The 14,589-nt window shown below is 66.6% G+C and carries 9 protein-coding genes and 2 rRNA genes; 10 read left to right on the plus strand and 1 reads right to left on the minus strand.

Annotation, left to right across the window (positions count from 1 at the left end; translation table 11 throughout):
- Window positions 1-32 precede the first annotated feature (32 nt).
- The 7 genes from DWV08_RS04105 to DWV08_RS04135 all read left to right on the plus strand — a co-directional run bounded on the left by DWV08_RS04105 (window position 33) and on the right by DWV08_RS04135 (window position 6,828).
- Window positions 33-710: an FtsB family cell division protein gene (locus tag DWV08_RS04105; protein ID WP_162801492.1), complete on the plus strand. Its 678-nt coding sequence runs from the start codon at window positions 33-35 to the stop codon at window positions 708-710.
- Window positions 707-1,273: a DUF501 domain-containing protein gene (locus DWV08_RS04110; RefSeq protein WP_420897521.1), complete on the plus strand. Its 567-nt coding sequence runs from the start codon at window positions 707-709 to the stop codon at window positions 1,271-1,273. Before DWV08_RS04105 ends, DWV08_RS04110 begins: the two co-directional genes overlap by 4 nt.
- The gene (locus DWV08_RS04115; RefSeq protein ID WP_115412637.1) at window positions 1,270-2,223 is read left to right on the plus strand and encodes a Ppx/GppA phosphatase family protein; all 954 of its coding nucleotides are present in this window, start codon (window positions 1,270-1,272) and stop codon (window positions 2,221-2,223) included. Before DWV08_RS04110 ends, DWV08_RS04115 begins: the two co-directional genes overlap by 4 nt.
- A gap of 63 nt (window positions 2,224-2,286) precedes the next feature.
- Complete coding sequence (locus DWV08_RS04120; RefSeq protein WP_115412638.1) at window positions 2,287-3,660, plus strand: NAD(P)/FAD-dependent oxidoreductase; 1,374 nt, start codon at window positions 2,287-2,289, stop codon at window positions 3,658-3,660.
- 314 nt (window positions 3,661-3,974) lie between these two features.
- Window positions 3,975-4,772, plus strand: a complete 798-nt coding sequence (gene nagB / locus DWV08_RS04125; RefSeq protein ID WP_115412639.1) for a glucosamine-6-phosphate deaminase — start codon at window positions 3,975-3,977, stop codon at window positions 4,770-4,772.
- A 50-nt stretch (window positions 4,773-4,822) separates the two neighbouring features.
- On the plus strand, window positions 4,823-6,322 hold the full coding sequence (locus DWV08_RS04130; RefSeq protein ID WP_115412640.1) for an NCS2 family permease: 1,500 nt from the start codon (window positions 4,823-4,825) through the stop codon (window positions 6,320-6,322).
- A gap of 53 nt (window positions 6,323-6,375) precedes the next feature.
- The gene (locus DWV08_RS04135; protein ID WP_115412641.1) at window positions 6,376-6,828 is read left to right on the plus strand and encodes a MarR family winged helix-turn-helix transcriptional regulator; all 453 of its coding nucleotides are present in this window, start codon (window positions 6,376-6,378) and stop codon (window positions 6,826-6,828) included.
- A 113-nt stretch (window positions 6,829-6,941) separates the two neighbouring features.
- Here DWV08_RS04135 and serC read toward each other — a convergent pair whose 3' ends face one another.
- Window positions 6,942-8,105: a phosphoserine transaminase gene (serC, locus tag DWV08_RS04140; RefSeq protein ID WP_115412642.1), complete on the minus strand. Its 1,164-nt coding sequence runs from the start codon at window positions 8,103-8,105 to the stop codon at window positions 6,942-6,944.
- 155 nt (window positions 8,106-8,260) lie between these two features.
- Here serC and DWV08_RS04145 point away from each other — a divergent pair, with 155 nt between their 5' ends.
- The 3 genes from DWV08_RS04145 (at window position 8,261) to DWV08_RS04155 (ending at window position 14,468) form a co-directional block, all read left to right on the plus strand.
- Complete coding sequence (locus DWV08_RS04145) at window positions 8,261-8,986, plus strand: demethylmenaquinone methyltransferase (RefSeq protein ID WP_115412643.1); 726 nt, start codon at window positions 8,261-8,263, stop codon at window positions 8,984-8,986.
- 521 nt (window positions 8,987-9,507) lie between these two features.
- Window positions 9,508-11,027, plus strand: a 16S ribosomal RNA gene (locus DWV08_RS04150).
- Window positions 11,028-11,397: 370 nt separating this feature from the next.
- Window positions 11,398-14,468 (plus strand): 23S ribosomal RNA (locus DWV08_RS04155).
- Together the 16S and 23S rRNA genes form the textbook arrangement of a ribosomal RNA operon.
- Window positions 14,469-14,589 lie beyond the last annotated feature (121 nt).

The raw sequence follows: 14,589 nt of genomic DNA on the forward strand, positions 1-14,589 counted from the left end.
CTCCGCCCAGCGGGAGGCGGTAACCTCCTGGCATGAGCAGCAGACGACCGGGCGCCCCGCGATCGACGAGGCGCCCGGTCCCTGCGTCCGGGGGGCGGCGCACCGGGGGCCGCGGCAGCTCCGGGCCCGGCGCCACGACGCGATCGGGCCCCGCCTCCGGCTCCCGCACGCGCCGCCCGGCGCCCGCGTCCCGCCCTGCCGCGCCGGCCCCGGCCGAGGCCGAGGAGGACGGTCCCGGCATCACCATCACCCGGCGCACCCTCGCACTGGTCGCCCTGGTGGTCGTGGCCCTCGCCGCGCTGGTGCCGACGGTGAACACCTACGTGGCCCAGCGGCAGCAGCTCTCCGAGCTGCGCACCCAGGTGGCCCAGCAGGAGGCGGAGGTCGAGGACCTCCGCGCCCAGGTGGCCCGCTGGGAGGATCCGAGCTACGTGGCCGCCCGGGCCCGCGAGCGCCTGCTGTTCGCGATGCCCGGCGAGACCCAGTACCGGCTCACCGACACCTCCGGGCGGGACGTCCCCCTCACCGAGGCCCAGCAGGCCGCGGAGGAGGCGAAGGAGGGGGAGTGGTTCTCCGTGCTCTGGGAGAGCGTGGAGGGCTCCAGCCGGCTCACCCCCGAGGACATCCCCGACGAGGTCGGCTCCACCGACGAGGACGTCCCCGAGCAGGACCCCGCCGACGACACCGATGACGAGGACACCGATCAGTGACCACACCTGCCCCGCCGTCCCGCGCCGAGACGCCCCTCGCGCCGCTGCCCCACGAGAGCTCCGCCACCGCGGAGGACCTCGAGGTGATGCGCGCGCAGCTGGGCCGTGACATGCGCGGGGTGGTCTCCATCGCCCGGCGCTGCGGCTGCGGCCGACCGGCCGTGGTGCGCACCGCCCCGCGTCTCGAGGACGGCACCCCGTTTCCCACCTCGCTCTACCTCACCCTGCCCTGGCTCACCCTGGAGCTCTCCCGCGTGGAGGGCACCGGGCGGATGGCCGAGCTCACCGAGCGCATCGCGCAGGAGCCGGAGCTCGCCGCCGCGTACCGACGCGCGCACGAGCGCTACCTGGCCCGTCGGGCGGAGATCGGCGAGGCCGAGGAGGTCGCGCACGTCAGCGCCGGCGGCATGCCCACCCGCGTCAAGTGCCTCCACGCCCTGGCCGGCCAGGCCCTCGCCGAGGGGCCGGGCGTCAACCCGATCGCCGACGAGGTGCTGGCGGGCATCGAGGGGGCGGCGCCGGAGCTGGTGTGCCGCTGCGAGGAGACGGAGGAGGAGCGATGAGCGCGCCCGTCGCCGCGATCGACTGCGGCACCAACTCGATCCGCCTGCTCATCGCCCGCCGCGACGAGGCCACCGGAGCGCTGGTGGATCTCGAGCGCCGGCTGGAGATGGTGCGCCTGGGCCTGGGGGTGGATCGCACCGGCCGCTTCGATCCCGTCGCCGTCGAGCGCACCCTGGAGGCCGCCCGCCGCTACCGCGAGCTGATCGTGCACCACGGCGTGCGCACCCAGGACATCCGGTTCGTGGCCACCTCCGCGACCCGCGACGCCTCCAACCGCGACGAGTTCATCGAGGGGATCGAGCAGATCCTCGGCGTGCGGCCCGAGGTGATCACCGGGCAGGAGGAGGCGGCGCTCTCCTTCCGCGGCGCGGTGAGCACGATCGGGGACCTCCCGGAGGGGCCGAGCCTGGTGGTGGACATCGGCGGCGGCTCCACCGAGCTGGTGCTCGGCGTGGGCTCCCCGAGCCACCGCATCAGCCTGGACATGGGCTCGGTGCGGATGACCGAGCGGCACCTGCACACCGATCCGCCTCGTGTGGACGAGATCGCGGCGGCCGTGGCGGACATCGACCACCACCTCGACCGCGCCGAGCAGGAAGTGCCGCTGGGCCGTGCCGCCTCGCTCGTCGGCGTCGCCGGGACGGTGACCACGGTCACCGCCGTGGCGGCCGGGATCGAGGATTATCGTCCCGACGTCACCCACGGGGCCCGGCTGAGCGTGCCCGAGGTGCAGGAGGTCTGCGCCGCGCTGCTGCGCGAGTCCCACGCGCAGCGCTCCCGCCATGCCGTCATCCATCCAGGTCGGATCGACGTGATCGGCGCCGGCGCGCTGATCTGGTCGCGCATCGTCGAGCGCGTCTCCCGCCTGTCCGGGATCGACGCCACCCGCACCAGCGAGCACGACATCCTCGACGGCCTCGCCCTGGACCTGCTCGACCGGGTGCCCTGACCACAGCATTCCCAGTCACTGGGCACTTTTGTGTCCTCGGCGCGACGGACCTATTCTGTGGGCATGACCAATACTTTCGGCGGCAAGCCCCACGTCCTCATCCTGGGAGGCGGATCCGTCGGTCTGACGACCGCCTCCGAGCTGCGCAAGACTCTCGGTGCGGAGGTCTCGATCACCGTCGTCGACCCGCGGCCGTACATGACCTACGCCCCGTTCCTGCCCGAGGTCGGGGCGGGCAGCATCGATCCGCGCAACGTGCTCGCGCCGCTGCGGAAGATCCTGCCGGGGGCGAAGGTCGTCACCGGTTCCGTCTCCGCGATCCGCAGCGCGGAGAACACCGTGGTGGTGGACCTCGAGGACGACGAGAAGCTCGAGATCGCCTACGACTACCTCGTGGTCGGCCTGGGCGCCGTGCCGCGACTGCTGCCGATCCCCGGCCTGGCGGAGAACGCGATCGGCTTCAAGCAGGTCGAGGAGGCCACGGCCGTGCGCGACCGCATCCTCGCGAACCTCGGCGAGGCCGCGACCACCAAGGATCCGGCCGCCCGCAAGCGGCTGCTCACCTTCACCTTCATCGGCGGCGGCTTCGCCGGCGGCGAGGCGGTCTCCGAGGCCGAGGACATGGTGCGCGACGCGCTGCGCTACTACCCCGACCTGCACTCCTCGGACATCCGCTTCGTGCTGGTGGACGGCGCGCCGTTCATCTTCCCCGAGCTCACCGAGGACCAGCGCGCCTACGTGCTGAACCAGCTGCGGGAGCGCGGCATCGAGGTCAAGCTCGAGACCTTCCTCAACTCCGCCGAGAACGGCGTCATCAAGACCAGCGACGGCGACGAGTTCGAGACCGACCTGCTGGTGTGGAACGCCGGCGTCAAGCCCGCTCCGGTGCTCGCCGACGAGGAGTCCTCCGACCTCCCCGTGGTCACCGAGCGCGGCCCGCTGATGGGCAAGCTCGAGGCGCTGCCGGACCTGCGCGTCAACGGCGTCGACGGCCCGTTCGACAACGTCTTCGCGGCCGGCGACTGCGCCGCCGTGCCGGATCTCGCCTCCGGCGAGGGCAAGTTCTGCCCGCCCAACGCCCAGCACGCGGTGCGTCAGGCGAAGCGTCTGGCCGACAACATCGCGCGGTCCGTCCAGGGCCGTCCGCTGGTGGACTACTACCACAAGAACCTCGGCGTGATGGCGACCCTGGGCATGTACAAGGGTGTGGGCCGTCTGCAGCTGGGCGAGAAGGAGATCGACGTGCGCGGCCTCCCGGCCTGGGCCATGGCCCGTGCGTACCACGTCTACGCGATGCCCACCCTGGGTCGGAAGGCCTCCGTCCTCGCCGGCTGGGCGACCACCCTGCTCTCCCGCCGCGACATCATCGGCATCCCGCAGACGGAGACCCCGCGCGCGGCGTTCGAGTACGCCGCGAACGCCGGCAAGAAGAAGTGAGTCGGCGGGGACGTCGCTCGCGCTGACGTCCCCTCCTGCTCCGCGCACGAACGCCGCCGCACTCCGGTGCGGCGGCGTTCGTGCGTCCGGGGTCACGTGGACAGCCTGTGCCCCCGCGCCCGATGAGCGGGTATGCTCGTTCCAGCGCCATATCGCGCAGTTTCCAGCATCAGCAGCATTCACGCGCAGCACCCCGCAGCATCCCGCCGCAGCGGCCGACAGCATCGGCCGCGTGGGCGGCGCTCACCGGGGACCGCCGCCGACGGGCACCTCGGTGGCGGTGGGCGCGTCTCGGGACGGAAGGACGGGACGGGATGGAGATCCACATCGTGGAGGACGGCGCGACGGGCGCGGAGGTCGTCGCGGACCAGTTCGCGCGGACCCTGCGCGAGGCGGGTCCTCGCGGGGCGGTGCTCGGCCTGGCCACCGGCTCCTCGCCGGTCCCGGCCTACACCGAGCTGATCCGTCGCCACCGGGAGGAGGGGCTCTCCTTCGCCGGCAGCAGGGCGTTCCTGCTCGACGAGTACGTGGGCCTGCCGGCCGGGCACCCGCAGAGCTACCACCACTTCATCCGCGAGAACTTCACCTCCCACGTGGACATCGACGACGCCGCCGTGGTCTCCCCGGACGGCACCGCCGCGGATCCCGTCGCAGAGGCCGCCTCCTACGATCGCCGGCTCGTGGAGGCCGGGGGAGTGGATCTGCAGATCCTCGGGATCGGCTCCAACGGGCACATCGCCTTCAACGAGCCCGGCAGCTCGCTCGCCTCCCGCACCCGGGTGGTGGGGCTCACCCGCTCCACCATCGAGGACAACTCCCGCTACTTCGCCAGCGCGGCGGACGTCCCGGTGCGGGCGCTGAGCCAGGGACTGGGCACCATCCTCGAGGCACGCAGGATCGTGCTCACCGCCACCGGCGCGCAGAAGGCGGAGGCGGTGGCGCAGCTCGCGGAGGGCGCGATCAGCGCGCGGTGGCCTGCGACCGTCCTGCAGCTCCACCCCGACGTAGTGGTGGTGGTCGACGAGGCGGCCGCCTCCCGGCTCGAGCTCGCCGAGTACTACCGCTACTCCCGGCGCCTCGAGACCGAGAACCCGCTCACGCCCGTGGCCTGAACCCCCGGCGCGCGACCGGCCCTGCGGCGCGCGCCGGATACGATCTGTCCATGCAGCAGGCAGATCCCTCGACCCCGGCCGCTCCCGCGGCATCCGCCGCGCCCCGCAGCCGGCTCGACCGCTGGTTCGGCATCACCGAGCGCGGCTCCACGGTGGGCCGCGAACTCCGCGGCGGCATGGTCACGTTCTTCTCGATGTGCTACATCGTGGTGCTGAACCCGTTGATCATCGGGACCGTCCCGGACTCCACCGGCATGTACCTGGGCGGCGGCACCGAGCCGAACCTGCCCGCGGTCGCGGCGGGCACCGCGCTCGTCGCGGGCCTGCTGAGCATCCTCATGGGGACCTGGGCGAAGTTCCCGCTCGCGCTGGCGGCGGGCCTGGGCCTGAACGCGTACCTCGCTTACTCGGTGGTCCCGCTGCCCGGCATGACCTGGGGCGGCGCGATGGGCATGGTGCTGCTGGAGGGCGTGGTGATCCTCGTGCTCGTGCTCACCGGCTTCCGCAAGGCGGTGTTCGACGCCGTCCCGGCCTTCCTCAAGACCGCCATCGCCGTGGGCATCGGCCTGTTCATCGCCTTCCTCGGGCTGTTCAACGCGAAGTTCGTGACCACCGCGGCGGGCACCCCGGTGCAACTGGGCAACGACGGCTCCCTCACCGGATGGCCCACGTTCGTCTTCGTCGCCGGCCTGCTCACCATGTTCGTGCTCTGGATCCGGAAGGTCCCCGGCGCGATCCTCCTCGCGATCCTGGGCGCGACCGGGCTCGCACTGCTGATCGAGCGCGTGCTGCACCTGGGCGCGTTCGAGGCCCCGAGCGGGGACGCTCCGGGCAACCCCGACGGCTGGGCGATGAACGTCCCGGCGATCACCGAGTTCCCGGTGCAGATGCCGGACTTCGCCACGCTGTTCACCGTCGACCCCCTCGGCGGGATCACCGCCGCCGGAGTGGTGGGGGCGACCGTGATCGTCTTCTCCCTGCTGCTGGCGGACTTCTTCGACACCATGGGCACGATGGTGGGCGTGGCCAGCGGCGCCGGACTGGTCGAGGAGGACGGCGACATCCCGCACTCCCAGCGCATCCTGGTGGTCGACTCGGTCGCAGCGATCGCCGGCGGCGTGGGCGGCGTCTCCTCGAACACCAGTTTCGTGGAGTCCACCTCCGGCGTCGCCGAGGGCGCGCGCACGGGCCTCGCCTCCGTGGTGGTGGGCATGCTGTTCCTCGCCTCGACGTTCCTCTCCCCGCTGGTGGCGATGGTGCCCTACGAGGCCGCCACCCCGGCGCTGGTGATGGTGGGCTTCCTGATGATGACCCAGGTGAGGGATATCGACTTCACCGATGTCGAGATCGCGGTGCCCTCCTTCCTCACCATCATCCTGATGCCCTTCGCGTACTCGATCACGGTGGGCATGGGCGCGGGCTTCGTGATGTACGTGCTGATCCGGATGGTGCGCGGCAAGGCGCGTGAGGTGCACTGGCTGATGTATCTCATCGCCCTGCTGTTCGTCGTCTACTTCCTGCGCGGCGCGATCGAGGGCCTGCTGCTGTGAGCGACGCGGGGGCCGGATCGTCCGGAGCCGAGGAGAGGACCGGCGGAGCCGAGGTGGGGACGGGCGGGGACGCGGGTCAGGACTCCGCGGAGCTCGCGGCGGATCTGCAGCGCGTGCTGCTCGTCTCCACGCGCATCCTGCGCTCCCAGGTCGAGTCCGGGGAGATCTCCGTCTCCCAGTTCTCGGTGCTCGCGTACCTCGAGCGCAACGGGGAGTCCACCCCCGGCGCCCTCGCCGAGTTCGACCACGTGAGCCCCCCGGTGATGACGCGCCTGCTGGGCCGGTTGGAGCAGGCCGGCCTGGTGCGGCGAGGTGCGCATCCGGCCGACGGCCGCCAGGTGCTGGTGAGCCTCACCGAGGAGGGACGACGTCAGGTCGTCGCCGGGCGCGAGCGGCGCCATGCCTGGCTGCGCGAGCGGATCGAGAGCGCCTCCGAGGCGCAGCAGGCGGCGCTGCGGGAGGGCACCCGCGCGCTGCGCGAGATCCTCCTGCCTCCCCGGGACTGAGCGTCCCGGGCCGGCCGCCCACACGGCGCGACTCGACGCACAGGGGCACCCTCGCAGCATGACGGCCGGATCCCGCAGGATCCGGCCGTCGCGCCGCGCCGGGGGAGCGCGGATCAGGCCCCGGCAGTGCTGTCCAGCACGTGGTCGAGCACCGCGATCAACGCGGCGACGTCCTCCTCGCCGACGGCGGGGAAGGTCGCGATGCGCAGCTGATTGCGGCCCAGCTTGCGGTACGGCTCGATGTCCACCACACCGTGCGCGCGCAGCACGGAGGTGATCGCGGCGGCGTCGATCGACTCGTCGACGTCCAGAGTGGTCACCACCTGCGAGCGGGCGGACGGCTCCGCGACGAACGGCGTGATCTCCTCGCGGCGCGCCGCCCAGTCCTGGAGCATGCCGCTGGTGGTGCGGGTGCGCTGGTCCGCCCAGGCCAGCCCCCCGTGGCCCAGGATCCACTCGATCTGCTCGGCGAGCAGCACCAGCGTGGCGACGGCCGGGGTGTTGAGGGTCTGGTCCTTGCGCGAGTTGTCGATGGCGCTGGTGAGCGAGAGGAACGAGGGGATCCAGCGGGAGCCGTCCTGCGCCAGGCGCTCGGCCCGCTCGATCGCCGCGGGGGAGAGCACGCTCAGCCACAGGCCGCCGTCCGAGGCGAACGCCTTCTGCGGTGCGAAGTAGTACGCGTCCGCCTGGGTGATGTCCACCGCCGCGGCCCCGGCCACGGAGGTCGCATCGACCAGCACCAGCTGCTCGGAGCCGGCGCCCTCGGGCCGGCGCACCGGCACCATCACCCCGGTGGAGGTCTCGTTGTGGGGCCAGGCGTAGACGTCCACGTCGGCGGAGGCGACGGGCTGCGGCAGGGCTCCGGGCTCCGCGCGCAGCACCTCGGGATCGGCGAGGTGCGGCGCCCCGGCGGACTCCGCGGCGAACTTCTGGGAGAACTCGCCCAGCACCAGGTGCTGCGCGCGCTGCTCGATCAGGGAGAAGACCGCCACGTCCCAGAACGCGGTGGAGCCGCCGTTGCCGAGCACCACCTCATACCCCTCGGGCAGGGCGAACAGCTCGCCGAGCCCGGCCCGCACCCGGCCGACGAGGTCCTTCACCGGGGCCTGCCGGTGCGAGGTGCCCATCACCGAGCGATGGACGGACTGCAGCGTGGACATCTGCTCGTCACGGATCCGCGAGGGACCCGATCCGAAGCGGCCGTCCCGCGGCAGCAGGGACGCGGGGATCGACACGGAGCGCACGGCATCGGAGCGGGCGGAGCGGTCAGCGGTCATTCGGGAACTCCTTCGGGGAGGGCGGGCCGACGGACGGGACGGCCGGGAAGGCCACGGACGGGCACCGGCGCGGGCGCCCGGCCCCATTGTTCCAGCGGAGGCCCACCCGGCCGCGAGCGGTCCGCGGAGAGACGACGGCATGGCAGGATCAGGGCATGAGCCGTGCCGATCTCGAGAAGCAGCCCCAGGACGTCGCGACCATGTTCGACGGCATCGCCGGGCGCTACGACCTCATGAACGACATCGCCGCGCTGGGACAGGTGGGCATGTGGCGGAACCTGATGGTCGATGCCCTCGATCTCGCCGCGGGGGAGGCCGTGCTGGACCTCGCCGCCGGGACCGGCACCTCGAGCGCGGCGATCGCGCGTGCCGGCGGGAAGGTGGTGGCCGCGGACTTCTCGCTGGGCATGATGAGCGAGGGCAGGCGCCGCGGTGCCCCCGTGCCGTTCGTGGGAGCGGACGGACAGCACCTTCCCTTCGCCGACGGCGTGTTCGACGCCGCGGTGATCTCCTTCGGACTGCGCAACGTCCACCAGCCCCGGCAGGCGCTCGCGGAGATGGTCCGGGTGGTGCGGCCGGGCGGCCGCGTGGTCGTGTGCGAGTTCTCCACGCCGAGCTGGGCGCCGCTGCGCACCGTGTACGAGAAGTACCTGCTGCGGGCGATGCCTGCGGTGGCCGGTCGCTTCGCCACGACGGTCGACGCCTACGAGTACCTCGCCGAGTCGATCCTGGAGTGGCCGGACCAGGAGTCGCTGCGGGGGTGGTTCGAGGCCGCGGGCCTCGAGCGCACCCAGTTCCGCAACCTCAGCGGCGGGATCGTGGCGCTCCACCGGGGAGTGGTGCCCGCGGCCGCTGCGGGACACCTCGCACAGCCGGCCTGACAGGTCACCGGCGGTCTCGGGCGCTGCGGCCAGGCCATCGCCCGCGGTGACGGGCTGGCTCCCCCGCCGCAGAGCGCTGACCTGCAGGAACAGCGGCACCCGCCCCCCGGCTGGGCACGATGTGGCCGAGGACACCTCGAAAAGGGCCGTTCTGGCTTGACGGGGTCTGTGGAGGTGCGTAATGTTCTTCCTCGTGCCCCGGACAACGGGAACGAGGAGCGGACAGCGATCCGGACCGAGATTCCCGCACTGACCTGGCACGACAGGTCTTCCGGGAGAGGATCGCGGCGCGGATCACACCGCACCGATTTGACTCGGAGAACTGATCCGGCTAAGTTAGCGGAGTTGCCTCGGAGCGAAGGCCCGGAAGGGTTCAGAGCACTGAGTGCGCGTGTTGCTTGATATCTCAATAGCGTGTCTGTTTATCGATGCCATTATTTTGAATGGCAATTTTGAAACGGATGATACAGCAGAAATGCTGGTTGTTTGTTTCTGTTGTCAGGATACTGTTTTTCATGTTTTTCATGGAGAGTTTGATCCTGGCTCAGGACGAACGCTGGCGGCGTGCTTAACACATGCAAGTCGAACGATGACGGTGGTGCTTGCACCGCCTGATTAGTGGCGAACGGGTGAGTAACACGTGAGTAACCTGCCCCCCACTTCGGGATAACCTCGGGAAATCGTGGCTAATACCGGATACGAACACTCATCGCATGGTGGGTGTTGGAAAGATTTATTGGTGGGGGATGGACTCGCGGCCTATCAGTTTGTTGGTGAGGTAATGGCTCACCAAGGCGATGACGGGTAGCCGGCCTGAGAGGGCGACCGGCCACACTGGGACTGAGACACGGCCCAGACTCCTACGGGAGGCAGCAGTGGGGAATATTGCACAATGGGCGAAAGCCTGATGCAGCGACGCCGCGTGAGGGATGACGGCCTTCGGGTTGTAAACCTCTTTCAGTAGGGAAGAAGCGAGAGTGACGGTACCTGCAGAAGAAGCGCCGGCTAACTACGTGCCAGCAGCCGCGGTAATACGTAGGGCGCAAGCGTTGTCCGGAATTATTGGGCGTAAAGAGCTTGTAGGTGGCTTGTCGCGTCTGCCGTGAAAACCCGAGGCTCAACCTCGGGCGTGCGGTGGGTACGGGCAGGCTAGAGTGTGGTAGGGGAGACTGGAACTCCTGGTGTAGCGGTGAAATGCGCAGATATCAGGAAGAACACCGATGGCGAAGGCAGGTCTCTGGGCCATTACTGACACTGAGAAGCGAAAGCATGGGTAGCGAACAGGATTAGATACCCTGGTAGTCCATGCCGTAAACGTTGGGCACTAGGTGTGGGGGACATTCCACGTTTTCCGCGCCGTAGCTAACGCATTAAGTGCCCCGCCTGGGGAGTACGGCCGCAAGGCTAAAACTCAAAGGAATTGACGGGGGCCCGCACAAGCGGCGGAGCATGCTGATTAATTCGATGCAACGCGAAGAACCTTACCAAGGCTTGACATGCACTGGACGGCTGCAGAGATGTGGCTTTCTTCGGACTGGTGCACAGGTGGTGCATGGTTGTCGTCAGCTCGTGTCGTGAGATGTTGGGTTAAGTCCCGCAACGAGCGCAACCCTTGTTCTATGTTGCCAGCACGTGATGGTGGGGACTCATAGGAGACTGCCGGGGTCAACTCGGAGGAAGGTGGGGACGACGTCAAATCATCATGCCCCTTATGTCTTGGGCTTCAAGCATGCTACAATGGTCGGTACAATGGGTTGCGAAACTGTGAGGTGGAGCGAATCCCAAAAAGCCGGCCTCAGTTCGGATTGGGGTCTGCAACTCGACCCCATGAAGTCGGAGTCGCTAGTAATCGCAGATCAGCAACGCTGCGGTGAATACGTTCCCGGGCCTTGTACACACCGCCCGTCAAGTCACGAAAGTCGGTAACACCCGAAGCCAGTGGCCCATCCTCGTGAGGGAGCTGTCGAAGGTGGGATCGGTGATTGGGACTAAGTCGTAACAAGGTAGCCGTACCGGAAGGTGCGGCTGGATCACCTCCTTTCTAAGGAGCATCACCAATATTGGTGGCCGTCTGCCTGCCCGAGTGTGGTGGGGGCGGTTGCTCAAGGGTGGAACATCGATGGATGGGCACTTCGCCGGCACTGCCGGGTTCTAGTACGGCCCCTCTTGTGGGGTGGGGAACGGACCTGTGGTGGTGTGGGTTCGAGGTGGAGACACGCTATTGGGTTGTGAGGCTGCACGCGGCCCCTTTTCTGGTTTCTTCGGGAACGGGTGGGGGTGTGTGGCTGGTCTCCCCTGTCATGGGCGCCTTGTGGGTGTGTGTGGTGGGTGTGGGGTTGTTTTTTGAGAACTGTATAGTGGACGCGAGCATCTTGTAAGCAATTTTTATAGCGCAAAGTGTCTTTGTGTTGCCGTAAGTTTTAAAGGGCGCACGGTGGATGCCTTGGCACAAGGAGCCGACGAAGGACGTGTGAGTCTGCGTTAAGCCTCGGGGAGTTGACAACAGAGCTGTGATCCGAGGATGTCCGAATGGGGAAACCCACCACGAGTCATGTCGTGGTACCTGCCGCTGAATGTATAGGCGGTGTGGAGGGAACGCGGGGAAGTGAAACATCTCAGTACCCGCAGGAAGAGAAAACAATAGTGATTCCGTGAGTAGTGGCGAGCGAAAGCGGAGGAGGCTAAACCTGGTCTGTGTGATACCCGGCAGGGGTTGCAGGTCAGGGGTTGTGGGACGTGTTGGATGGGTCTGCCGGCTCATCGGCGTGTACGTGTAGTGGTAGTCGAAGTCGTGGTGAGTGCGACGGCGTAGAGGGTGTGACCCCCGTAGACGAAACTGCTGCATGGCGTGACGCTGTTCCCGAGTAGCACCGGGCCCGTGAAATCCGGTGTGAATCTGCCAGGACCACCTGGTAAGCCTGAATACTACCTTGTGACCGATAGCGGACAAGTACCGTGAGGGAAAGGTGAAAAGCACCCCGGGAGGGGAGTGAAATAGTACCTGAAACCGTGCGCTTACAATCCGTCGGAGCCTTGAGGGGTGACGGCGTGCCTTTTGAAGAATGAGCCTGCGAGTTAGTGGTCGGTGGCGAGGTTAACCCGTGTGGGGTAGCCGTAGCGAAAGCGAGTCTGAACGGGGCGTTCAGTCGCCGGCTCTAGACCCGAAGCGAAGTGATCTATCCATGGGCAGTGTGAAGCGCGGGTAAGACCGCGTGGAGGCGCGAACCCACTTCAGTTGAAAATGGAGGGGATGACCTGTGGATAGGGGTGAAAGGCCAATCAAACTTCGTGATAGCTGGTTCTCCCCGAAATGCATTTAGGTGCAGCGTTGCGTGTTTCGTGCCGGAGGTAGAGCACTGGATAGGCGATGGGCCCCACCGGGTTACTGACCTTAGCCAAACTCCGAATGCCGGTACGTGAGAGCGCAGCAGTGAGACTGTGGGGGATAAGCTTCATGGTCGAGAGGGAAACAGCCCAGAACATCAGCTAAGGCCCCTAAGCGTGTGCTAAGTGGAAAAGGATGTGGAGTTGCTGAGACAACCAGGAGGTTGGCTTAGAAGCAGCCACCCTTGAAAGAGTGCGTAATAGCTCACTGGTCAAGTGATTCTGCGCCGACAATTTAGCGGGGCTCAAGCACACCGCCGAAGCTGTGTCACTCAGTCCTTGGGGCTGGGTGGGTAGGGGAGCGTCGTGCAGCCGGCGAAGCCGCGGGGGAACCCAGTGGTGGAGGCTGCACGAGTGAGAATGCAGGCATGAGTAGCGAAAGACGGGTGAGAAACCCGTCCGCCGATTGATCAAGGGTTCCAGGGCCAGGTTAATCCGCCCTGGGTTAGTCGGGACCTAAGGCGAGGCCGACAGGCGTAGTCGATGGACAACGGGTTGATATTCCCGTACCGATCGTAGGAGGACCCATACCGAGGCAGTCGATGCTAACCACCCGAGCTGTCTCCCTGCCCTTCGGGGCAGGGGTGATGGTGAGGCTGGGAACCAAGGTTGTAGTAGGTCAGCGTGTGGGATGACGCAGTGAGGCAGCTTCCGCGGAGTTAATGGAATACTCCGTCCAAGCGTGCAGCCCGATCCCGGGTAATGCTGGGGTCGTGTGGGTGAGACGTGATGGGGAGAACCCTTCGGGGAACAAGGAGAGTGATCCTGTACTGCCTAGAAAAGTCCCGGCGTGACGAATACGGTCGCCCGTACCCTAAACCGACTCAGGTGATCAGGTAGAGAATACCGAGGCGTTCGAGAGAATCGTGGTTAAGGAACTCGGCAAAATGCCCCCGTAACTTCGGGAGAAGGGGGGCCCGATCCGTGAGAGCGGGGAGGGCCGCAGAGACCAGGGAGAAGCGACTGTTTACTAAAAACACAGGTCCGTGCGAAGTCGTAAGACGCTGTATACGGACTGACGCCTGCCCGGTGCTGGAAGGTTAAGAGGACCGGTTAGACGCTTTCGGGTGTCGACGCTGAGAATTTAAGCCCCAGTAAACGGCGGTGGTAACTATAACCATCCTAAGGTAGCGAAATTCCTTGTCGGGTAAGTTCCGACCTGCACGAATGGCGTAACGACTTCTCCACTGTCTCAACCGCGAACTCGGCGAAATTGCATTACGAGTAAAGATGCTCGTTACGCGCAGCAGGACGGAAAGACCCCGGGACCTTTACTATAGTTTGATATTGGTGTTCGGGACGGCTTGTGTAGGATAGGTGGGAGACTGGGAAGCATTCACGCCAGTGAGTGTGGAGTCATTGTTGAAATACCACTCTGGTCGTTCTGGATTCCTAACCTCGGTCCGTGATCCGGATCAGGGACAGTGTCTGATGGGTAGTTTAACTGGGGCGGTTGCCTCCTAAAGAGTAACGGAGGCGCTCAAAGGTTCCCTCAGCCTGGTTGGCAATCAGGTGTTGAGTGTAAGTGCACAAGGGAGCTTGACTGCGAGACAGACATGTCGGGCAGGTGCGAAAGCAGGAACTAGTGATCCGGCACCTCATTGTGGAATGGGTGTCGCTCAACGGATAAAAGGTACCCCGGGGATAACAGGCTGATCTTGCCCAAGAGCTCATATCGACGGCATGGTTTGGCACCTCGATGTCGGCTCGTCGCATCCTGGGGCTGGAGTTGGTCCCAAGGGTTAGGCTGTTCGCCTATTAAAGCGGTACGCGAGCTGGGTTTAGAACGTCGTGAGACAGTTCGGTCCCTATCCGCTGCGCGCGTTGGATATTTGAGAAGTCCTGTCCCTAGTACGAGAGGACCGGGATGGACTGACCTCTGGTGTGCCAGTTGTTCTGCCAAGGGCATGGCTGGTTGGCTACGTCGGGAAGGGATAACCGCTGAAAGCATCTAAGCGGGAAGCCTGCTTCGAGATGAGATATCCTTGCACCCTTGAGGTGTGTGAGGCCCCCAGTAGATGACTGGGTTGATAGGCCAGATGTGGAAGCACAGTAATGTGTGGAGCTGACTGGTACTAATGGCTGATGACTTACAACAACATGGTGTTTTGTGTTGATTGTTTGCTGTGTGTGTTCGCGTCCACTGTGCGGTTCTCGAGGAGCAACCCCGCTGCGTACTGGCGTGTGCTGGTGTGTGGGGGCTGGTTGAGTCTCGTCGT

Origin of the sequence: Brachybacterium saurashtrense (assembly GCF_003355475.1) — a bacterium.
Taxonomy (GTDB): domain Bacteria; phylum Actinomycetota; class Actinomycetes; order Actinomycetales; family Dermabacteraceae; genus Brachybacterium; species Brachybacterium saurashtrense.